The following is a 20706-nucleotide window of genomic DNA, read 5'->3' on the forward strand; positions in this document are numbered from 1 at the left end:
TCTCCTGTAAAGCGCCGGTCGCAGGCACAGCGTATCTAGCAGGGAGCGGACGCGTAACGGCCGGTCAGTTCATCGTCGAGTTTTCGTCGGCGGAGACGGCTCGCAGCACCACGGCGGTGTGCGCGTCGACGGTGAGTTTGGCGGCCGCGTCCAAGTCGTCGGACGGTTGCTCGTCCCCCGCCCCGGTGTGCACCACAACTTGCCATCTATCGCCGAATTCGCTTGGTGGCAAGACGAATTCGAGAGGCTCGTAATGGGCGTTGAAACACAGCAGGAACGAGTCGTCGAGGACCCGCTGCCCCCGCGCGTCGCGGCCGGGGATGCCGTGTCCGTTCAGGAACACCGCGACCGATTTCGCGAAGCCTGCACCCCAGTCCTCATCGGCCATTTCGTCGCCGTCGGGGGCGAACCAGGCGATGTCGGGCAGGCCGCCTTCGCCGCGGCGGCCCACCGGCTTGCCGGAGAAGAATCGCCGCCGGCGAAACACGGGGTGCGCGGCCCGCAGTGCGGACACCGTGCGGGTGAACTCCAGCAGTCCGGTATCGGCATTGGCCCAGTCGATCCAGGTGAGTTCGTTGTCCTGGCAGTATCCGTTGTTATTGCCGTTCTGGGTGCGGCCGAGCTCGTCGCCGTGGCAAATCATCGGGACACCCTGAGACAGCAGCAGCGTGGTGAGGAAGTTGCGCTCCTGACGGGCACGCAGTTCGTTGATGCCGACGTCGTCGGTCGGCCCCTCGGCGCCACAGTTCCACGACCGGTTGTGGCTCTCTCCGTCATTGCCGTCTTCGCCGTTGGCCTCGTTGTGCTTCTCGTTGTAGGAGACCAGATCGCGCAGGGTGAATCCGTCGTGGGCGATGACGAAGTTGATCGACGCCACCGGCCGGCGCCCGGTGTGCTCGTAGAGGTCGGCCGATCCGGTCAGTCGATAGGCGAACTCGTCGAGCGTTGCTGGCTCGCCCCGCCAGAAGTCGCGAACGGTGTCGCGGTACTTTCCGTTCCACTCCGTCCACTGCGGCGGAAACCCACCCACCTGGTAGCCGCCGGGCCCGACGTCCCATGGTTCGGCGATGAGCTTGACCTGGCTGACGGTCGGATCCTGTTGCACGAGTTCGAAAAACGCCGCCAGCCGGTCCACGTCGTAGAACTCCCGGGCCAGGGTTGAGGCCAGGTCGAACCGGAACCCGTCCACGTGCATTTCGGTCACCCAGTAGCGCAACGAATCCATGATCAGCTGCAGCGCGTGCGGGTGCCCGACGTTGAGGCTATTGCCGGTGCCGGTGTAGTCCATGTAGTACTGCTTGTCGTCGTCGACCAACCGGTAGTACGCCGGGTTGTCGATGCCGCGCATCGACAGGGTCGGGCCCAGGTGGTTGCCCTCGGCGGTGTGGTTGTAGACGACATCGAGGATCACCTCGATGTCGGCCTCGTGCAGGGCGCGCACCATCGCCTTGAACTCCTGCACCTGGCCGCCCGCCGAGGACGCGTTGGAGTACTTGGGGTCGGGCGCGAAAAACGAAATCGTGTTGTAGCCCCAATAATTCGACAGACCGCGCTCGACCAAGGTGGAGTCGTTGGCGAAGTGATGCACCGGCATCAGCTCGATCGCGTTGACGCCGATGCTCTTCAGGTGCTCAATCATCACCGGGTGTGCCACGGCGGCGTAGGTGCCGCGGATCTGTTCGGGAATGTCCGGGTGGGTCTCGGTCAGACCCTTGACATGCGCCTCGTAGATGACGGTGTCGGCGTATTCATGTTCCGGCGGCCGATCGTTGCCCCAGTCGAAATACGGATTGATCACCACCGACTTGGGCATGCTGGCCGCGGAGTCGTCGTCGTTGCGGCTGTCGGGGTCACCGAACGTGTAGCTGAACAGCGACTGGTTCCAGTCGAAGATGCCGTCGATGGCCTTCGAATACGGGTCCAGCAGTAACTTGTTCGGGTTGCACCGCAGTCCGTTTTCGGGCTCGTATGGGCCATGGACGCGATAGCCGTAGCGCTGGCCGGGTTCGATACTCGGGATGTAACCGTGCCAGACGAAGTAGTCGACCTCCGGCAGCGTGATCCGCGTCTCGGCGCCATCGGCGTCGAACAAACATAATTCGACGCGTTCGGCCACCTCGCTGAACAGCGCGAAGTTGGTGCCCGCGCCGTCGTAGGTGGCGCCCAGTGGATAAGGCTTGCCCGGCCACAATTCGCCGGTGGGTGTGGGAGCAGACGCGTCTGCTCTAGTCGCGTCTACTGTCGTCATGGGCTGCTTGATACCCTACTCAAACACAGGTCAAACAAGCAGGTGAAATATCCTGCCGGACAACATATTGCGAACGTCAACGGGCGCCGGCGGCCAGTCCGGGCTGGAGTATGACCTTGACGGCGCCATCCTGCTTTTTCTGGAAGATCTCGTACGCATGCGGGGCCGCGTCGAGCGGCAGCACATGGGTGGCGAACTCATCGACGCCCAGCGGGTCGTCGTCGATCAGCAGCGGCATGATGTCGTCGACCCATCTCTTCACATTGGCCTGCCCCATCCGCAGGGTGACTTGCTTATCGAACAGGGTGAGCATCGGCAGGGGGTCGGCCATCCCGCCGTAGACTCCGATCAGCGAGATGGTGCCGCCGCGCCGCACGACGTCGATGGCGGAGTACAGCGCACTCAACCTGTCCACGCCGGCGGTTTGCATCAACCGCTTTGCCAGAGCGTCCGGCAGTACTCCGGTGACCTGCTGGGCGACTCGAGCAACCGGGGAACCGTGGGCCTCCATGCCCACAGCATCGATCACCGAGTCGGCACCCCGGCCATCGGTCAGGTCCCGGATTGCATCACCAACAGAGGAATCAAGGTGCCCAAGATCGATGGTGTGGATGCCGCGCTTTGCGGCGCGGGCCAGGCGTTCGGGCACCAAATCGACGGCGATTACCCGGTAGCCGAGGTGATCGGCAATGCGAGCAGCCATGTCGCCGATGGGACCCAAGCCGAGTACGGCCACCGATCCACCGTCGGGGATGTCTGCGTATACCACCGACTGCCAGGCCGTCGGCAGCACATCGGAGAGGTAGACAAACCGTGAATCCGGTGGCCCGACAGGAACTTTGATATGGGTGAACTGGGCCTGCGGGACACGCAGCAGCTCGGCTTGCCCACCGGGGACCTCGCCGTAGAGCTCCGAGTAGCCGAACAGGGCGGCTCCCATTCCCTGGTCGCGCACCTGGGTCGTTTCGCACTGCGTGAAAAGTTGCTTGTGGCACATGTGGCAGCTGCCGCAGGAGATTTGGAACGGGATGACGACGCGATCGCCGACCCGGAGGTCGCCTGTCTGGGTTCCGACCTCCCGGACAATGCCCATCGGTTCGTGGCCGAGGATGTCCCCGGGTTTCATGAACGCGCCGAGAACCTCGTAAAGATGCAGATCGGACCCGCAGATGTTGGTCGAGGTGATTTCGACGATGGCATCGGTGGGTTGCTCGATCTTCGGGTCGGGCACCGACTCCACGCGCACGTCGCGCTTGCCGTGCCAGGTGACAGCTTTCATGGCCACTCCTAGCTTCGCAGGACAGTTGGCTGGTACCCGACTGCCGGACGCCGAAACCGACGGCGGTTGCGCTCAGCGCGGGCGGGTACCACCTTTTGGTGGCCAAACCAGGAGTAATCATCGTAGGCAGCGGACCAGCTGGGGTGGCAGCGGCGGAGTCCTTCCGCGAACACGACGCCGACACACCTGTGCGGATCCTGACCGCCGACGCCGACTTACCCTATGCACGACCGCCATTGAGCAAGGAATACCTGCGTGGCCAGGCCGACGACGTCGCCCTACACCAGGTCCAGTGGTTCGATGACCGGGCGATCGAGATCACCTGTGGTGCGGCCGTGGACCGGTTGGACCTGGCCGGGCGTGCCGTCTACGCCGGCGAAGAGCGCCACGCGTTCGACACCGTGATCCTGGCTTGCGGTGCAGCGCCCACTGCCCCAACGTTCCCAGGCGGGGAGCGCGCGCTGCTGCTGCGCTCGCTGGCCGATGCAGCCGCGCTGCGCAACGCGTCGATCAACGCCGCGTCCGCCGTTGTCATCGGATCCGGCTTCATCGGTTGTGAGGCAGCCGCTTCATTGGCGCTACGCGGCGTGCCAGTGACTCTCGTTGCCCCCGAACCGCTTCCGCAAGAAAAGCGACTCGGCACTGACGCCGCCAAACGGCTTCGTGATCTGGTGAGCGAGGCGGGTGCCCGCCACGTCGGCGGAGTAACAGTAGAAGAAATCAACGATGTGGGTGTGCGCCTGGACGACGGCGTCACTATCGATTCCGACCTGGTGCTCGCCGCCACCGGGGTCACGCCGCAGAGCCGCATCGCCGCCGAGGCTGGCCTTGCTGTGCGTGATTCCCGCATTGTCGTCGACTCCGGCATGGCCACCTCGGCACCCGACGTGTACGCCGCGGGCGACGTCGCGTTGGCGCGACACGAGGTCGCCGGACGCCATCTAGTGATCGAACACTGGCAGGATGCCGTCGATCAAGGTTCGATAGCCGGATCGTGCGCGGCCGCATCACCCACGAAATGGTCTGGCGTACCTGGATTTTGGACTTCCATCGGTGACGCGACGCTGAAGTACCACGCCTGGGGCGACGGCTATGAGCGCAGCCGGATGGTCCAGCATCGCGACGGATTCACCGTCTGGTACGAGTCGGGTGACGTTGCTGTCGGCGTCCTCACCTACAACGCGGACGACGATTACGGCCTCGGTGAACGGCTGATCGCCGAACGTCGGCCCGCGCCGGTGCCCACATGATGTCCGCTTACTCCCGATGCCGAAAACAGGCCGATGCCGTTTAGCCCTGTCTCGCGCCGGGCAATCGGCCGTGGTGGATAGCGACATCAACGACGACATGCTGGACCCGTCGGAGAGCCTGGATTCCGACGAGGTACGCAACGACGACGGCGACGAGGTTGTTGATCCGCCGGACGAATGGATCGAGGCAGACGACCACGAGTCCCTCGACGAGAAACTCGCAGCCGAGACTCCGGACGATCCGCCCGACTCCCGACCGTCCAGAGAGGCACACGACTCGGACGAGGGCGGCGCACTCGAGCTTCTCAGCGACGACGACCTCGACCGCATCGACCCGAATCAGCATGGTCGCGCACGAGGCCAGATCGACGGTACGCCGGAGGACGGCGACTCGTACTTCAACGACGAACGCTGAACCGGCGCCTCGACCCTATTGCACGCTCGGGTTCCGCGGGTTCTTCGCCTTCTTCGACCGCGCGGATTTCCGCGCGCCACGCAGCGAGCGGTTGGCGGTACGCAAATCGGTATTCGCCTCGGACAATTCGGCATTGTCATCCTCGAGGCTCAGGATGCGGGCGATGCCGGCCAGGTTCACACCCGCATCGACCAGCGCGCTGATCCGGCGCAGGCGGACCAAATCGTCGGCGCTGTAGCGGCGCGTCCCCCCGTCGCTCCTACCCGGGGTGACTAAGCCTTGTCGTTCGTAGAGGCGTAGCGACTGCACCGCGATGCCGGAAAGCTCGGCGGCCACCGAGATCCCGTACACGCCGTGGTTCGACGACGGCGCACCGGTGTCATCCGGAAGATCAACCATCTGCGACCTCTTCACTTGATCCCACAGAAAAACTATTTATCACGCTTGCGCTGGAGTGTCGACAATGTTATACAAAATCTATGCCGATTGGCATAGATAAAATACTTCAGCCGACGACAGATTGGAGTGAGAGGTGACTGCCATGCTGATGCGTACCGACCCGTTCCGGGAGCTGGACCGATTCGCCCAGCAGGTACTTGGAACCGCGGCCCGGCCCGCAGTGATGCCGATGGACGCCTGGCGCGAGGGCGAAGAATTCGTGGTCGAGTTCGACCTTCCCGGCATCAACGCGGACTCGCTGGACATCGACATCGAGCGCAACGTGGTGACCGTGCGCGCCGAGCGGCCGGGCGTCGACCCCAACCGCGAAATGCTGGCCACCGAGCGACCGCGCGGGGTCTTCAGCCGCCAGCTGGTGCTCGGCGAGAACCTCGATACCGAGAAAATCGAGGCCAGGTATAGCGAAGGCGTCCTGAGCCTGCGCATTCCGGTAGCCGAAAAGGCAAAGCCGCGCAAGATCTCGGTGGGCCGCGGCGACCGACACACCGCGATCGACGACCGCACCGCGCAGCGGGAGGTGGTCAACGCCTGACCAGCTGGGTGGGGCGGCGGCCGCGACCGCTATGCGACCGCCGCCATCCACCGCAAAGTTCGCTCCGAATACTGATTGATGAATTCTCGGGAGATTGGGTTGTACCAGCACCGATATGACATATTTGGAGCTGGCCTCGGCGTTGAACAGGCAGCGCCCGTTCGCGAGTATTCGCATCCCCTACGTATCCAGTTCGTCGGTGTGCCCCCTTTCCACGTCGCGCCGGTGAGTTGAACCCGAGGAGATTACGTCCGAGATGAATTGGGACCTCAATGGCCAATCGGCCGACGTTGAGCAAGCCCTGGCGGGCGGCGTCCCGCAGCGGGCGGGCTGGTTCCGCTTCTACTTCGCCGACCAGCGGTGGGAGTGGTCCGAACAGGTGGAGCGGCTGCACGGATACGAGCCGGGCACCGTCACGCCGACCACCGAACTCGTCCTGCAACACAAGCACCCCGAAGATCGTGGCCGAGTCGCGGCGGCCATCGATCAAATCCTGGACAGCCGCAGGGCATTCAGCAATCGGCATCGCATCATCGACACAGCCGGGCAGGTGCACCACGTCGTCGTGGTCGGGGATCTTTTACACAACGAGCAGGGCGACATCATCGGGACGCACGGATTCTATGTCGACGTGTCGACACCGTCCGACCAGGACCGGGAAGACTTCGTCACCGCCAGGATCGCCGAGATTGCCGAGCAGCGCTCCAGCATCGACCAGGCCAAGGGCATGTTGATGCTCGTCTACGGCATCGACGATGGCCCGGCCTTTGATCTGCTCAGATGGCTCTCCCAGGAACACAACATCAAACTGCGACCGCTGGCCGAACGGATCTGCACAGACTTCCGCGGCGCCGGCCCGGGCCTGATGACCTCGCAGTCAGAGTTCGACCACTTACTTCTCACCGCGCATCAGCGTGTGGCGCGGTGAGCGAATCCGAAAGCTTAGACCTCGCCTGAGAAGTCGGCGGTGATCCAGCGGTCGGGCCGGACGGTGAAAAGCACGCTTTCCTGACCCGCGAGAGCTTGGACGAACGCGCGGCCGCCTTCGTCACCCAGGTAACGGATGGCGATCTCCTCGCGCACCTCGAGCGGCGTGGGTTGCGTGGTCTGGACGACGGTGCCCTCGACGACCACGTATTGGTACGGCGGCTCCTCGCGCTGGACCACCAACGTCACCACGCCGGCCTGCTTGATGAGCTTGGCCTTGCGGGACGACGCGCCCGTGTTGACCCGGATGTTCTGGCCGGGGACATAGTCGTACCAGATCGGGACGCTGGCCGGGGGCCGGCCGTCGTCGGCCGCCACGGACAACACGCCGACGTGTAGCGCTGCGAGGAACTCTTGACGATCGGGCTCGTTGAAGGCAGTCATGGCCGGCGCAACGTCGCGGCCATGTCGACCTATTCCCGTTAATTCGCGAACAAAGCGGGAATCTTCGCGAGCAGCTCGTCACCGCCCTACAGCAGCGGTATGCTCACCCACGACCAGCTTGCGACGCCGAGCAACATGCCACGGGACGGCCTGACGTGGTTCGAGTGATCGCTCATCGGCGCTGCTGGCTGGCATTCGCAGACGCCGGAATTGGTGTATAAAACACTGCGACAACAGAATTCGCTGAGCCTGAGGTTCGGATCAGCTCATTGCACAGCAGCGCGATCAGCAACAGGACTGGGCCCACGATTCCGGCGGCGATGCGGCGATGCGGCGATCGGCGATCGCATTCACAGTGACCGGTCCGAGCACACCCGCCGTCGACCAGGCCGTCAGCAACCCGCCGTGGGATGGCACCGACTTCCAAGTCGCCGAACAGGTCTCGCAGCTGCGACCACGGCTATTCGCACGTGAATGCGCCCACGTTAGAAATGCTGCGGGGCGTCGGCTGATCTAGCATTTGACGCCATGGTGGTGCCGACACCTCGTGCCACCGAAGAAGGTGCGCGATGAGGGATTACGACGGCAAGACGGCGGACGAACGTGTCGCCGAACGCCGTGCGCGGTTGATCGACGCCGGCCTGGAGCTGTTCGGCGAGCACGGTTACGCCGGCACGTCGATCCGAGCGGTGTTGCGCCAGTCCGGCTTGCGCGACCGGTACTTCGGGGAAAGCTTCCCCGATCTGGACTCGCTGCTGGCCGCGGTCTACGACCAGCTCATCGAAGAAGAACTCGCGGGCAGCCACGCCGCCGTCGCCGCCGTGCAGGGCGGGACCGAAGGGGCCCGCGCGATGATGGAGTGGATCAGCCGCTCGCTAGAGGGCAATCCGGGGCGCGCTCGCATCAAGCTGCGCGAAGTCGTCAGCGCAGGCCCGATTTCGGGAAGCCATCGCCAATCGGGCCTATCCCGACTCGCGCAGCTCGTCGCCGACCTGCTGCCCGCGACGCCGGACGTCAGCGACCGGGACAGGCAGATGCTCGGACTCGGCGTCGTCGCGGCCGCCGACGCCTATCTGCTCACGTGGTTGAACGGCGAATCGGCGCTGTCACGCCATGACGTCGTCGACCTGGTGGCCACGTTGTTCGATTCGATCGCCTGCCGCCTCAGCCGCATCCCCAGCAGCTAGTCGCGAGTGTTAACTCCGGATTACGTCGGAAGTTTGCTCTGGTACTGCGGGCAGTACGCCGCCGTCGCCGCTCCGATCACCGTCCCGGTGCCACCGTCACTCAACCCGAGCGCCTTGCGCACATCGCTGACGGTTTGGTCGAGCGTGTTGCCTCCGGCCCAGTCCTGGCACACCGCGTGGCCCACCGCGATCATGGTGGAATCCGAGCCATTTTGCCAGGTGATGCCGTTCGACGTAAGCGCGTGCAGGTAGGCGTCATCGGAGATGTCGGCATTCGCAAGCGGGGCGGCAACCACACAGAAACCACCCAGAACGGCAGCGACGGAGCCCGTCAACCGCGCCTTGTTCTTCATTTGTTGACCCCTCGGTGAGGATTACGTTCCTGTCCGGACCGAATCGTTGCTAACGAGCAGATGCTTCGTTCACTGGACACTTTGGCATACGCGGCCGGATCGCGGTCGAAATTCGCCGAAGACGACGGCTGGGCGAGGCCTGCGGCACGTTGACGCCGTCGCCTTTCCGTCTGCCAAGCGGTTGCCCCCCGGTCATATCCCGGATACCTGGTCGTGGGAGCGTGCCCATGTGCACGGCGAAGTGGAGGCAAGCCAGTTACGCCCGGCCGACCGTTTTCACAGGTGGTGTGAAGCGGCCGTTGCCCGGCTTCCGTTTGGGCTCAAATCAGTCGTCGCACCCACATTTCTGGGCTTCTGTTTGATCAACGGCTTCACCTTCGGCGTCGATCTGACGATCCTCACCGGGCTGCGCAGCGGTCTGGGCCTTCCCGTGCCGATCGCGGTCACGGCCGCCTACGCGTGCGCCTTCGCGCTGAGCTACGTCCTCAATCGCACGTTCAACTTTCAGTCCCACGCGCCGGTCGGGCCTCAGCTCGCGATCTATGTGGTGGTGGTGATCGTCAACTACCTGGCGTTCATCCTCGGGATCTGCAGCGGGTTGGCCGCCCTGGGAGTGCAATACCAACTGGCACGCATGGCCGGGGCTCTTTGCGAAGCGGTGTACATGTACTCCGCCATGAGGTGGTTGGTCTTTCGATCCAAGGCATGAGCCGTCTGCGAATCTTGGCTCGGCTCTTGGTATTTCGGAGAGACCCCCGGCGGGTTCGCGGGCTGCGCGTGCCGTTAGGACGCGGTCACGATGCTTTGGCGTAGCGCCGCACCATCTCGTCCTCACCGAACGTGCTCGTGTGCTGCTGCCCGCTATCGTCGCGACCAAAGAACGTCCACCGCCGTGGAGTCGTTTGCGGCCCACTGATCATCTTGACGGTCAGACGCAATTGGGTTGGACGCAGCGTGCCGATCACGTCACCAACCCGGATTTTCGAAGGATGGATCTGACTTGCGTCGGTCCAGTCTTGGATGCCCATGTCACACCATGCTTCCCCGGTTGTTGCCATCACCCTACCTGGCAAACCCGCATCCCTAAGCCAGAACAAGGGGGGCCACCGCGGGGCAATCATCGAAACGCGATGCTGGTGGCGTAACGTCGGTGGTGAGCCGTTTGTTGTCAGCGGCGGTCCACTGCAACGTTACGCGCAAGACCCCCACAGGCAATCAGATTCCTCTTTCTGCTCCGCGCCCGCGGCACAGACGATGCCAACCGTGAAGGAAATGCCCTGTGGCGTATGCGGCGACAGCGACAATCGGGTGCACCCAGTGGTACCTTTCGTGAGCCGGCTGGGCTCGACTAATCCGCTACGGCTCTCGGTGGCTCGCGAGCTCGGACAAGAAATCGACGGCGCGTGGTGGCCCCGCGCAGACCGCATGACCAACGAATTGCCGCATCTCATCTCGGTCCTGACCCCCGTGCTCGGGGACATCGAGTCCATCAACGTCAACTGGTCTCCGCTACAACGACCCCCCGACTTCAACTGGCCGGGTTGGGAACACAAACGCCAACACGTGATGACCATCAACGGCACGCAAGCCTGCGCAAACCTATTGATCATCTCGTACGCGACCCACAGCGGGCTTGCCCTGATGGTGCTGCGGTGCGCGGCCAACCTGCCCGTCAAAACCAGCGACCGTGACAAACCCGCGTTCCTGGCCGCGTCGGCGATTGTGCAAGCCGCCCAACGACAGCGCGCCACCGACCGTGCCTGCCAAGGCTGAATTGGTCTTAGACGGGAACCCGATCAACCAAGCTGCTGTAGATCGCGACGAGCTTCTCGGTTTGCACGGATTGGCGCGGGATGTCGCGATGAGCGGTCACGATGTCCCTCACCTTGTTCAGCTTGTCCCTATCCTCGCTGACCAATCGGATCGCCGCGGCGAGCGCGGCCGGGGACGGGTCGGCGGCGAGAATTCCGCCACCTTCGGGAACCGTCTCACCCAGTGCGGGATCGCAATAAATCGTGGGCAACGACATCGCGGCAGCCTCCAGCAGCACCAGGCCCTGGGTGTCGAAACCGTATGACGTGAACAGTAAAGCGCCGCTTGATCTCATGGCCCGCAGACAGTCTTCGTGATCGACCCGACCACGTAACCGGACCCGGCGGGAAAGACCGGAGGCGTCGATGGCCTTTCTGATGGCGGGCTCCAAAACGCCCTCGCCATAGATGTCCAGCGTGCAGTGATCGACCCGCGAAACAGCCTCAATTGCCTCGAGGACGCGCTTTTCCGCCGAAAGTCGGCCACACCAGATCAGTCGAAGCGGCTCGTTGTCGCACCGTGCGCTTGTCGCGGTCCTGGTAGCCCGATCGATAGCACCGTCGTCAATGCCGTTGGAAATGACCGATATTGGGCGATTGACCCCTCTGTCGGCCAACGACTGTGCGAAGTGCCTGGTCGGAATGATCTGGTGGTCGACGGCTTGCGCGTGCGCCACCATGAAACGCCACGCCAGCCGTGCGACGGTGCTTTCCTCCGCCCGCTTGAAGGTGAATTCGGTTGCAAAGTGCCGCTTTTGCATCCGGCTGACGATCGTCGCGAGGAACAGCGGTGCGGAGGCCGCCTGCTCGAAGTACGCGTCGTAGCGCGTGTGTTTGGTCTGCACCACCGGAATGCCGTGCCGGCGAGCGGCTTCCATGCCCGCGATCGCCACACCCAAGTCGCCCTGGGTATGCACGATGTCGATGGGCTCCCGCGACTCGAATGCCTCATCGATCAGCCTGCGATTGGCCCGGGACGGCCAAACGAAAACGTAGTCGTCGTACCTGCCCAAGATCTGCGCGAGCCGAGCGATCACGGGTACCGCTTTCAGCTCGACCACGCACGGGTCGGGATCGGGTGTGTTCGCGAGCGGCGCGGTGAACACCGTGACCTGGTGTCCGAGCTGCTCTAGGGCGCGACGCTGAGTGGCCACCGATATCTGCGCCCCGCCGAAGGTCGCAGGATGAAGATCCGTGAAAAGAGCGACATGCATCTAAATCCCTCAAAAGGTTGGGTCCGGGTGGCGGTCGGTGGACGGATGTCGTCCGCTCTGCCTCCGCGCATGAAGCTCAAATTCTACGCGACCTTGCGTGCGCGGCTGACGGGCAGTAAAAGTGCCCCCGGAGTCCGCGACTATGCGGGGTGCAGCGCGAATACCGGGTGGTCGGCAGGGTCGGGCAGTTTCTCGAAGTAGCCCTCGACCACCTTTCCGGCCTTTACCTTGTACGCGTCCAGGATCGTCGGCCGGTCCTGCACGGGCGTCTCGGCGGCGACGTAGTCGACCGTGCCGGCCTTCGTCGCGATGCTCACCTGGGGGTTGGCCCGCACGTTCTTCACCCACTGGGATTCGCCGCGGGTCGACACCAGATACCTGACCGCGTCGACCTCGACCGTGACCACGGGGATCTTCTGGGCTTTCTTAGTGCTGCGGGTGGTCAGGGTAAGCGTCTCGACATTGCTGATCCCGGTGGCCATCGCAATCGGGTTGAAGATCTTGGCGGTGAACCAGGGGGGCTTGAGGTAGGCCATAGACACAAGTTTGACCGACGGTCTTCCGAGGTGTGCTGTGTTCCGTGGAACTTCCCGCGACCGCGTAGTCAACCTTGAGCCCGCGAGGCTTTCGTACTCTGTGGACATGATTCCGAGAAGGTCACCGTGACGACGAGGCCAAAGCCCATCACTCCTGGCGTCGGGCAGGAGTCGGTGTGGGACTACCCCCGCCCGCCACGCTTAGAGCCGTTCCTGGGCTCGATCACCGTGGAGCTGGGCGGCAAGCGCATCGCGTCCACCGACCATGCGTGGCGCGTGCTGGAGACCAGCCATCCGCCGACGTATTACCTACCCCGCGAGGCCTTCGCAGATGGGGTGCTTCGTGAGACCTCGGGCTCCTCATGGTGTGAATGGAAGGGCCAGGCGACCTACTACGACCTGGTCACCGACGCACGAGTCTCCCCGAAGGCCGCGTGGAGCTACCTTCACCCCTCGCCTGGTTTCGAGCAGATCGTCGAGGCGGTAGCGGTGATGGCCGCCCTGGTTGACCGCTGCACCGTCAACGGCGAGCAAGTTGTTCCGCAGCCCGGCGGCTTCTATGGCGGCTGGATCACTAGCTGGATCGTCGGACCCTTCAAGGGAGTACCGGGATCGATGGGATGGTAGCGGCATGAAACCGGCCCCCGGAGTGTGTCCGGGGGCCGTCTCGCTAGTAGCGGGGACAGGATTCGAACCTGCGACCTCTGGGTTATGAGCTAGCCGGTTGCAGTCTCCTCCGATGCGCCCGTTCTCATAGCTGCAGGTCAGCGACGTTCAGTCGTCTAGCCCATCTCGCCCCGTCCCGCTTGTTCCCATCGCTTTCACCGTGTTCCGTGTCCAAATCCGTGGCCAACCCACCAGGTGGCAAGCGCACTACCTACTGGGTTTTCGAGCCACTATGCGTGCTGGTTGTTGTCGCCATCGCATGGTTTAGCTCCCGCGACGGCAGCAGTCAAGCCGCCACCGGGGCGTTCGCCGCCCTACTGGGAGTCCTCGAATTCGGTCTGCTGACAGTGCTTCTCGCCTTGTGCTAAACCGCAATTCGGTCGTCTCGAGTAGTCCGACCAAGTCGCCGGTCAGTGCCTCGATGTCGTAATCCTTGATCGCCTCGGGGCGAGATGAACCACCGTAGCCGCGCTGATCCGGTGCCAACACGTGGTAGCCCGCCTCAGCCAACACCGGCAGGATGTGGCGCCAGCAATATCCAAGTGTGGGAAAACCATGCGCCAGGATCACCGCCGGGCCACCTTCATGACCAGCCTCGTTGACAAGCAACCGGACACCATTGATGTCGACGTGCCGAGACCTCAAATCACGGTCCTTTGTTTCGCTCGCGCCGCCATTGCCGGCACATCCGGGCTGTAAACCGCTTGACTCCGGCCTCCCGCAATCACTTGGCGCTGGTGCGCTGCCAAGGCTGGTTTTGAGACGCCACCGGATGGGGTCCCTCGTCATGTCGCTGTCGCGCGGGCAGCCTGTTTGATCACATCGGCCACGACGTCTGGGTTGGAGACGGGCACGGCGTGCGATGAGTTCACCTCTGTGACATGTGAATGAGCACGATCGGATTCGAAGATGTATTCATCCACGGGGATGGCGGCATCCTGCAGGGGCCTGACCTGCCAGCTCGGCTTGCTCGTCCATGCAGCCGAAGTCAGCGGCTCGTCGAGGGCCGCCTTTGCGATGGGTCGCTGGGTGGCGATCATCAGGGCGACCACGCTCTCAGATACATCGGCGGCGAGGAGGCTGCGGTACTTGTCTGCTTGGCAGAGGACATTCGTGCCGCTGGTTCCGTCGGGCAAGGTGTACGGAACCAGATCAACCGATGAGGCGAAGTCACCGCCAGGAAACCGTTCGAGACACTCTGATGAAGATTCCCCGACCGCGGGCATCGGGGAGCCCGCGTAGACAAGGGCTTTCACCTTGGGATCGTCCCCGGCCTGGGTGATGACGGCTCCACCGTAGGCGTGGGACACGAGGATCACGGGCCCCTCAATCGTGGCCAACACGCTCCGCAGGTAGGCGGCGTCGTGCGCCACGCCCCGCAACGGGTTGGAGAACACTTTGAGCGGGTAGTCGTCGCGCTGCAGTTGCTGGATCACTCCATGGGTCCAGAGTGACGAGTCCTCGAGAGCCCCGTGCGCCAGCACGATCGTGGGGTTGGGCGTGTCCCGACTCCCCGAGCCGGCCAGGTCGCGATCGTTGGACCTTGTGTGATTTTCCATCGCGGCTGTTGTCTCCTTCGTTATGGTTGCGTTACCGCTGATCTCTGGTGAGATGAGTTCAGACGGCGCCCGCTATCCAGCCCTTCAGTTGAAGGTGCGTGGCTTCATCAGTGCGTTGCGCCGAAGGTCTTCTCCCCCAGCGCTTTCCCGCCGTCACGCGTCGTGCGTTCGGCGGTCACATCAATCCTGCTCGTGCAGCGTTTGGACGTATGTCTTGCCGTATGGGTAGAACAGCTCCTTGCGGCCGTCCTGCCAGGCCTGCTTCATTTCGGGCTTCGAGATGTCCCAATCCGGCCTGCACTTCTTGGAGACGGCGCGCAGATCCTGCCGTAAGTCTTCCATGGTCGGCCGCCCGAAGAACCAGTATCCGTTATAGATCTTGTGGATGATGAGGCCTGGTTCGAGAACGATGATGTGAGGGATCATCGGATTATGCAGAGGGTCCGTGTATTCAGCGATATCGAGGTCCTTTTGGACGACGCGGCCCGCGTCGGAGAGGAAGGGCCAGTGTGCGCCGACCCCGCTCCGGTATTCGTTCGTTTCCGTGAGGTTGTCGGTACTGATGGTGACAAGCCGGCAGTAGCCCACCTCCATTTCCCGGTGGAGTTGGATTAGTCCCTCAGCCTGGCGTCGATCCTTGGGGCAGAAACCTCCGCGGCTCAGCATGACGATCATGGGGTCGATTCCCTGAAGTTCGGACAACGTCCGTTTGGTTGCGGTGTGGTCAGTTAGCCGGTAATCAGGAAAGCGAGCCCCCGCCACAATGTCGCTGCGCATCTCGTTGAATATCCTTCCGCTCAATTGCTCACGACGACGCCGCAAGATCTCTCGGGGTGCAAGCGCTCACCGCCCCAACATCCACCCGTCGACACCGCCCAGGGAAACGAGGCTCCTCTCGCTACGCCTGTCCAGCTCGTAGCTCTTTCGACACGTGGAAAGCGGCGAGCAGATCGAGGAGCAGGACCGCGATGGGGATGACCGGCGGTTTGATACCGAGGGGCAGTACGCGAGCCGGCACACCGGGCTGCAGGTGGACATAGATTGCCACGGCCATTTGAGCGAAGAGCATCACACAGGCGAGCAGCAAGATTTGCTGTCGACTCTTGTCCGGTAACGATCTTCGAAGCCATGGCAGCAAGAAGAGAACGCCAGTGATGACTTCGCTGACCTTGCCGAAGGGAACCGCCACGCGGGGTAGATGACTCTGTTCGATCTGGACATCGAACCATCCACGGATTGGCTGAAAGAACTTCAGGAATCCGAACATGAACATCAGGACTCCCAGGAACATCGATAGGGGCTTGACGCGACTCGGCACTCTTCATCTCACTTTCAATATGCAATATGGTCGACCACCGGGCACCACCCAGCGGAGCACGCCACGGATTCAACGGCGGTCAAGGTTTGACACTCGGACATAACACGCTTGCCAACGCGGCGATCTGGACTGGCGCACGGCAAATCGTGACGCGTCGAGTACGAGAAATCATTTGGTCCACGACCTGCGTTTGATCAAGATCCAAAAGATCAGCAAGTGTGAGATGAGGACCACGGGAGCGTAAAAAGTGTAGATATACCAGATCGTGCTCAGGTTGAATGTCGGCACATTCAACTGTACGACGCTGCGCAATCCGTTGAGTAGGTCGGCGAATCCCCAGGTGTTAGCCACCCATGCTAGAGGAACTGCAACACGCCAGCTGCTCCGCAGAGAAATGATGGCGGCTAGGGACAATGCGGCAGCTAAGAGATCGCCGTAGGCTGCGCTGAGGAGGAATTCTCGGGGCAGCTTCGGGTCGATCATACCCGGAACCAACAGCGTCATGCCTACGTAGCGAAATACATGCACGAAGAGCAGACCGATTAGGGCGGAATTGCGGGAAGGCGTGGCCAATGACGGCCACACGTAGAACTTCGTCAGGACGAGGCAAACGGCGCAACTGCACGCAAGCTGCAGCCAGAAGATAGCGACGTTATTCATGGCCATCTCCGTGCATGAGCCGCCCTGGGAGCGAGCCGTTATGTAAACCCATCATTTGCCTTCCATGAGGCTGATTAAGCACGCGGCCGTCGGTGTGTTCTCTGATGACCGTCTGCGTAATGTCGAATACGTCTGAAACTCAGGACGACGGCGATAGTGAGGGTCGGCCTTCGCATCGCGGATGACGCCGTCGCCGTCGAGGACGAACGCGCAGGATGCACCACCATCGCCGCGCCGTCGTCGATGGTGTTGTCAACGGTGCCTCGGGGAGATCCTGGGACGGCGTTCGTCGACGCGACCGATCGAGGCTGAGCCTGCTCGCGACTCGAGGTATTCGTCTCGCAACGAGGTGCCGCCCAAGGCTCTATTTCTCGGCGACCACGTGAAGACGGTGCACCTTGGGCGCCACGGAGAAGAGGTCCTCCGCTTTGTCTACGAGCTCTTGTGCGGCCTCGCCGGCCAGATGGTCTTCGCGGGCTGATTCATCGGTGAAGGTGTCGAAGATCATGTACGTCCCGGCCTCCCCTTCGTCTTTGGCGGCGCACCACGTGAGTGTTCCGGGCTCCCCACTTGCCAGCCCGGCCTCCTTCTTGAGAAACTCCTCGACTTCCAGTTCCTTCCCAGGTTTAGCCTTCAGTTCAACACATAATGCGAACTCAGCCATGCGGGTATGCCCTCTCTCGAAGATTTCGGTACAGCGATGTGGTCGTTCCAAACGAATTTCGAGGATACATCACTAGCGTCAATTACGCCTCCTGAGCAGAAGTCCAGCCGACATTTACGAATGGTCTATAGAATGGTCGCAGCATTAACACGCATATCGGGCGAGTACGAAGAATCCATATTTCGCGGGTGGGCGAAAATGGCGCAATTTAGGCTGGAGTTTCCTCCAGTGCATCGTGATGTTCTCCGTCGTCAATTCTGTCTATATCGGCGGCCTTCCATTGGGCGAGTGTCGATCCCGGAACACGTCCGAGGCCGCGTTCTTTGATACGCAAGCACTAGGGCCTCTGAGCGTCCCTCGACGCGTTTAGGCATCGGCGTAGGGGTTTCCTGAACGCGCCTGGCGAAAAGCGGTGGGGGTCTCGGCGAGCTCCCAGTCTTTGACGGTCGCGACGGGCCCTAGCAGGGCGGCGGGCAGGTCGGGGGCGAGTGGTTGGTCCGTTCGCACGCGGCGTGGCCAGTCCCGGTTGGCCAGCGCGGGTTTGGCCAGGGCGACGACATCGGCGGTGCCGGAGTCGATGAGGATGGCGGCGTCGCGGGGTTCGTCCAGGTGGCCGTTGGCGATGACCGATAGCCCGCTGTATTGTTTGGCAAGCTTGGCCAGCGTTGGGCCGGCGTCGCCGAAAGCCGGTGCCAGAGCACGGTATTCGGTGGTGTGGATGTAGTCGATGCCGGTGCCGGACAGCGCGGTGAAGATGGCGGCCGCGTCGTCCTCGCCGCCAGCCCACCGATGATGGTTGTCGGAGACCTTGCCTTGGGAGATGCGGATACGCGCTCACCCGGGACATCGGCGCCAAGGCGACGCGATTACCGAGCGCGACATCTCCGATGGACGTCGGCTCGAAGAGCGTGTCATGCCGCGGCTGCTGCGGGACAGACATGAAGTCGCTCACCTCCGTCGTCGAGATGTGGGGGGTGGATTGGTAGCCCGGCCAAAGTGGAGGCCCGCGGTGCATTCGACGCCGGTCGCCATCGGGTGTCCGGGCCCGATCCGGAGGGTAAGCAGGTGTCGTTGCTAGGGTCAGCTCGTCTTGATTGCTGGCAACTGCCTGACGAGTTGCGTCATCACGTAATGCTTTGTGCCGCAGTCTCGACGGAGCGAGATGCCGCTCGGTGTTCGACCGCGCGTGTGGTTGCTCCTGTCAGATCCCTGATGAGACCGACCCGGTCGTCGGGAATAGACCGAATGGACCCGCTCGAGTACCCGGCGCGATGCTCCGTCCCAGCTGGTGCACGACGAGGCCCGTCAGCGGCGAATGATGCCGATCGGCGTTGGCATCGGCGCCGACCGCAGCGAACGGCAGGCGGTAGTTGAGTCGCGACAACGGGGTCCTTCCACGGTGGCTCGTTGACTACTCAGGAGCATGCTGGTTGAGAAGTGGACTGACAACCCCAATTCGGATAGCCTCCGCCAGTGACGTCACAGGATGGTCGACCGACCGCCCGGCACACGCCCCGCGGAACGGTAACCAAAGCCCGCATCGTCGATGAAGCCATCACATTGTTACGGGAGCGCGGGGTCGCCGGGACGAGCTTGGACGCCGTCATGACTGCCAGCGGCACGAGCAAGTCGCAGCTTTATCACTACTTCGCCGACAAAGACGCGCTCATCACCGAAGTGATCAAGGCCGAGCTCGACCGCATCATCAGCCAGCAGGAGCCGAGCCTAAGCGGCGTCACGACATGGGACGGGTTGGAGCGCTGGTGCGGTCAAGTCGTGACCGTGACCCGCGTGACACAAGGTGTCGGAGGCTGTCCACTGGGTTCGTTCGTGGGCGAACTCGCCGAGCGATCAGAATCTGCGCGGCTCGAGCTCGCGCAGTCCTTCGCTGAATGGCAGTCCTACCTATCTGCGGGTTTCACCGTCATGCGCGACAACGGCGAACTCGTCGCAGAAGCCGACCCGGACGAGCTCGCGTTGACGATGATGAGCGCACTGCAGGGCGGACTCCTCATGGCCCAGATCAACCGCAGCGCTCGCCCCGTCGAGCTGGCCCTCGACATGGCGCTCGGACACCTCGCCGGATACCGGGTTAGCCCGACACAAACGTCACCGCGCTGATCGCCGGGGACTCGCAACCGTCTCGCCAGCAGGCCCACAGCGTGCTTGGCTCAGGGCCGAAAGCTCAAGGCGCCGCCGTGATTACGGGCGACGCGAGCATCCCCATGGGCATATCACATGTCCGCCAATCGTTGCGGTGCAGACCAAGGGCCAACCTGAGGCCCACGCGCCGCACCACAAACAATGAGGCTAGACCCACTCATGCGCGACATAGGGTTCGCTTCTGGCAGCTCGGCTTTGAATAGGTAGGTGCACCGACTCGATCATTGTTCGACGACGGTACTAACGCGCTACTACTCTAATCAATTGACCCGCAGTCGATTTCAACGACATCTAACGTGAGTACCTTCCTGTGATTATTCGCGACGTGAGCACCTCTCCCGCGGGGGGGATTCGCAGTCACGGGTATCCAAGGTGGCCCGGCGGCACCGGCGGTGCACACACAGTAAGCGTCAATACGTCATTGTGACGCTCCAACTGGGTCAATCATGCTGTCCGCCAGCAGATTCCGGCACATTTTATGGATAATCTGCATTATCCGTAAAATAATGGCGGCCGGGTGTGCGTCTAGACGCTTCCTCCCGGTACTACCCATCGGTGCTGGAACGTCAACACTGATGTCAACCGCGACCACTTTCTTTCGCGAGTTTCTTCTTGAGCTCGTCCGCCGGCGTCGCCAAAGTGCCGAAACCATCGAAGTGCTCGAACCCCACCCGGACATAGATTCCGGTCGCGGTGAACGACACCTTCCCGCTCGTGCTGGTGCCCTTGGCAGAGACATGGCCATCTCGGACAGAAATTGCCCCCGGAGTCTCCTCCGATGCGCTCGTTCCCATGGCTGCAGCTCAGCGACGATCAGTCATCTAAGCCATCTCGCCCCGTCCCGCTCGTTCCCACCGCTTTCACTGTGTTCCGTGTCCAAATCCGTGGCCAACCCGCCAAGTTGCAAACGCACTACCTAGTGTCTGAGGAACTCCCGTTTCAGACACGAGTCAGCCTGCTGCGTCCGCAGTTGCCCGGGTAGGCATTAGCCGGGCAAGGTGGTTCGGTGACTGCGGTGAGA

Annotated in this window: 26 protein-coding genes and 1 pseudogene; 11 read left to right on the forward strand and 16 right to left on the reverse strand. The window is 62.7% G+C overall.

Annotation, left to right across the window (positions count from 1 at the left end; translation table 11 throughout):
- Positions 1-64: 64 nt before the first annotated feature.
- Positions 65-2248, reverse strand: a complete 2184-nt coding sequence (gene glgX / locus MNAB215_RS02010) for a glycogen debranching protein GlgX (RefSeq protein WP_077077230.1) — start codon at positions 2246-2248, stop codon at positions 65-67.
- Positions 2249-2324: 76 nt separating this feature from the next.
- Positions 2325-3527, reverse strand: a complete 1203-nt coding sequence (locus MNAB215_RS02015; RefSeq protein WP_077077231.1) for a zinc-dependent alcohol dehydrogenase — start codon at positions 3525-3527, stop codon at positions 2325-2327.
- A gap of 98 nt (positions 3528-3625) precedes the next feature.
- On the opposite strand from MNAB215_RS02015, the gene MNAB215_RS02020 reads away from it, so the two are divergent.
- Positions 3626-4777, forward strand: coding sequence for an NAD(P)/FAD-dependent oxidoreductase (locus tag MNAB215_RS02020; RefSeq protein ID WP_077077232.1), 1152 nt, complete (start codon positions 3626-3628; stop codon positions 4775-4777).
- A 97-nt stretch (positions 4778-4874) separates the two neighbouring features.
- Positions 4875-5192, forward strand: coding sequence for a hypothetical protein (locus MNAB215_RS02025; RefSeq protein ID WP_077078342.1), 318 nt, complete (start codon positions 4875-4877; stop codon positions 5190-5192).
- A 15-nt stretch (positions 5193-5207) separates the two neighbouring features.
- Here the strand turns inward: MNAB215_RS02025 and MNAB215_RS02030 are convergent, their stop codons facing one another.
- Positions 5208-5591 carry a MerR family transcriptional regulator gene (locus MNAB215_RS02030; RefSeq protein WP_077077233.1) on the reverse strand — a complete coding sequence of 128 codons (384 nt, stop codon included), beginning with the start codon at positions 5589-5591 and terminating at the stop codon, positions 5208-5210.
- A 142-nt stretch (positions 5592-5733) separates the two neighbouring features.
- On the opposite strand from MNAB215_RS02030, the gene MNAB215_RS02035 reads away from it, so the two are divergent.
- Positions 5734-6183 (forward strand): Hsp20/alpha crystallin family protein, encoded by a 450-nt coding sequence (locus tag MNAB215_RS02035; RefSeq protein ID WP_077077234.1) that lies wholly within the window; start codon positions 5734-5736, stop codon positions 6181-6183.
- Positions 6184-6439: 256 nt separating this feature from the next.
- Complete coding sequence (locus tag MNAB215_RS02040; protein WP_077077235.1) at positions 6440-7111, forward strand: PAS and ANTAR domain-containing protein; 672 nt, start codon at positions 6440-6442, stop codon at positions 7109-7111.
- Between the two features lie 14 nt (positions 7112-7125).
- On the opposite strand, the gene MNAB215_RS02045 is transcribed toward MNAB215_RS02040, so the two are convergent.
- Positions 7126-7554 (reverse strand): pyridoxamine 5'-phosphate oxidase family protein, encoded by a 429-nt coding sequence (locus tag MNAB215_RS02045; protein ID WP_077077236.1) that lies wholly within the window; start codon positions 7552-7554, stop codon positions 7126-7128.
- Between the two features lie 569 nt (positions 7555-8123).
- Here MNAB215_RS02045 and MNAB215_RS02050 point away from each other — a divergent pair.
- Positions 8124-8741: a TetR/AcrR family transcriptional regulator gene (locus MNAB215_RS02050; RefSeq protein WP_077077238.1), complete on the forward strand. Its 618-nt coding sequence runs from the start codon at positions 8124-8126 to the stop codon at positions 8739-8741.
- Between the two features lie 20 nt (positions 8742-8761).
- Here the strand turns inward: MNAB215_RS02050 and MNAB215_RS02055 are convergent, their stop codons facing one another.
- A complete protein-coding gene (locus tag MNAB215_RS02055) occupies positions 8762-9094 on the reverse strand; it encodes a DUF732 domain-containing protein (RefSeq protein WP_077077239.1) in 333 nt (110 codons plus the stop codon).
- A 229-nt stretch (positions 9095-9323) separates the two neighbouring features.
- On the opposite strand from MNAB215_RS02055, the gene MNAB215_RS02060 reads away from it, so the two are divergent.
- Entirely contained in the window at positions 9324-9803 is a 480-nt protein-coding gene (locus MNAB215_RS02060) for a GtrA family protein (protein ID WP_083745976.1), read from the forward strand.
- An 85-nt stretch (positions 9804-9888) separates the two neighbouring features.
- On the opposite strand, the gene MNAB215_RS02065 is transcribed toward MNAB215_RS02060, so the two are convergent.
- A complete protein-coding gene (locus MNAB215_RS02065; RefSeq protein ID WP_077077240.1) occupies positions 9889-10122 on the reverse strand; it encodes a hypothetical protein in 234 nt (77 codons plus the stop codon).
- 301 nt (positions 10123-10423) lie between these two features.
- Here MNAB215_RS02065 and MNAB215_RS02070 point away from each other — a divergent pair, with 301 nt between their 5' ends.
- A complete protein-coding gene (locus MNAB215_RS02070; protein WP_245830106.1) occupies positions 10424-10867 on the forward strand; it encodes a DUF5994 family protein in 444 nt (147 codons plus the stop codon).
- 7 nt (positions 10868-10874) lie between these two features.
- Here the strand turns inward: MNAB215_RS02070 and MNAB215_RS02075 are convergent, their stop codons facing one another.
- Positions 10875-12119, reverse strand: coding sequence for a glycosyltransferase (locus MNAB215_RS02075; RefSeq protein ID WP_077077241.1), 1245 nt, complete (start codon positions 12117-12119; stop codon positions 10875-10877).
- Positions 12120-12259: 140 nt separating this feature from the next.
- Positions 12260-12655: a nitroreductase/quinone reductase family protein gene (locus MNAB215_RS02080; RefSeq protein WP_077077242.1), complete on the reverse strand. Its 396-nt coding sequence runs from the start codon at positions 12653-12655 to the stop codon at positions 12260-12262.
- Between the two features lie 126 nt (positions 12656-12781).
- Between MNAB215_RS02080 and MNAB215_RS02085 the strand changes: the two genes are divergently transcribed.
- On the forward strand, positions 12782-13282 hold the full coding sequence (locus tag MNAB215_RS02085) for a DUF427 domain-containing protein (RefSeq protein ID WP_077077243.1): 501 nt from the start codon (positions 12782-12784) through the stop codon (positions 13280-13282).
- Positions 13283-13488: 206 nt separating this feature from the next.
- Entirely contained in the window at positions 13489-13689 is a 201-nt protein-coding gene (locus MNAB215_RS30085) for a hypothetical protein (RefSeq protein ID WP_245830219.1), read from the forward strand.
- A gap of 16 nt (positions 13690-13705) precedes the next feature.
- Here the strand turns inward: MNAB215_RS30085 and MNAB215_RS30090 are convergent.
- The 5 genes and pseudogenes from MNAB215_RS30090 to MNAB215_RS02110 form a co-directional block, all read right to left on the reverse strand.
- Positions 13706-13966 (reverse strand): annotated as a pseudogene (locus MNAB215_RS30090) (alpha/beta fold hydrolase); the annotation flags it as partial.
- A 140-nt stretch (positions 13967-14106) separates the two neighbouring features.
- Complete coding sequence (locus MNAB215_RS02095; RefSeq protein ID WP_077077244.1) at positions 14107-14880, reverse strand: alpha/beta fold hydrolase; 774 nt, start codon at positions 14878-14880, stop codon at positions 14107-14109.
- Between the two features lie 180 nt (positions 14881-15060).
- Positions 15061-15657 carry a redoxin domain-containing protein gene (locus MNAB215_RS02100; RefSeq protein ID WP_083745978.1) on the reverse strand — a complete coding sequence of 199 codons (597 nt, stop codon included), beginning with the start codon at positions 15655-15657 and terminating at the stop codon, positions 15061-15063.
- Between the two features lie 121 nt (positions 15658-15778).
- On the reverse strand, positions 15779-16153 hold the full coding sequence (locus MNAB215_RS02105) for a hypothetical protein (RefSeq protein ID WP_217348899.1): 375 nt from the start codon (positions 16151-16153) through the stop codon (positions 15779-15781).
- Positions 16154-16366: 213 nt separating this feature from the next.
- Entirely contained in the window at positions 16367-16858 is a 492-nt protein-coding gene (locus MNAB215_RS02110; protein WP_077078346.1) for a hypothetical protein, read from the reverse strand.
- 156 nt (positions 16859-17014) lie between these two features.
- Here MNAB215_RS02110 and MNAB215_RS29600 point away from each other — a divergent pair, with 156 nt between their 5' ends.
- Positions 17015-17170, forward strand: coding sequence for a hypothetical protein (locus MNAB215_RS29600; protein WP_165691515.1), 156 nt, complete (start codon positions 17015-17017; stop codon positions 17168-17170).
- 52 nt (positions 17171-17222) lie between these two features.
- On the opposite strand, the gene MNAB215_RS02115 is transcribed toward MNAB215_RS29600, so the two are convergent.
- A complete protein-coding gene (locus tag MNAB215_RS02115; RefSeq protein WP_077077246.1) occupies positions 17223-17522 on the reverse strand; it encodes a putative quinol monooxygenase in 300 nt (99 codons plus the stop codon).
- A gap of 366 nt (positions 17523-17888) precedes the next feature.
- On the reverse strand, positions 17889-18350 hold the full coding sequence (locus tag MNAB215_RS30450; protein ID WP_108637515.1) for an oxidoreductase: 462 nt from the start codon (positions 18348-18350) through the stop codon (positions 17889-17891).
- Between the two features lie 645 nt (positions 18351-18995).
- On the opposite strand from MNAB215_RS30450, the gene MNAB215_RS02130 reads away from it, so the two are divergent.
- Entirely contained in the window at positions 18996-19643 is a 648-nt protein-coding gene (locus MNAB215_RS02130; RefSeq protein WP_077077248.1) for a TetR/AcrR family transcriptional regulator, read from the forward strand.
- Between the two features lie 620 nt (positions 19644-20263).
- Here the strand turns inward: MNAB215_RS02130 and MNAB215_RS29370 are convergent.
- The gene (locus MNAB215_RS29370; RefSeq protein ID WP_131829072.1) at positions 20264-20479 is read right to left on the reverse strand and encodes a hypothetical protein; all 216 of its coding nucleotides are present in this window, start codon (positions 20477-20479) and stop codon (positions 20264-20266) included.
- Between the last annotated feature and the right edge of the window lie 227 nt (positions 20480-20706).

This window comes from Mycobacterium numidiamassiliense, from assembly GCF_900157365.1.
Classification (GTDB): domain Bacteria; phylum Actinomycetota; class Actinomycetes; order Mycobacteriales; family Mycobacteriaceae; genus Mycobacterium; species Mycobacterium numidiamassiliense.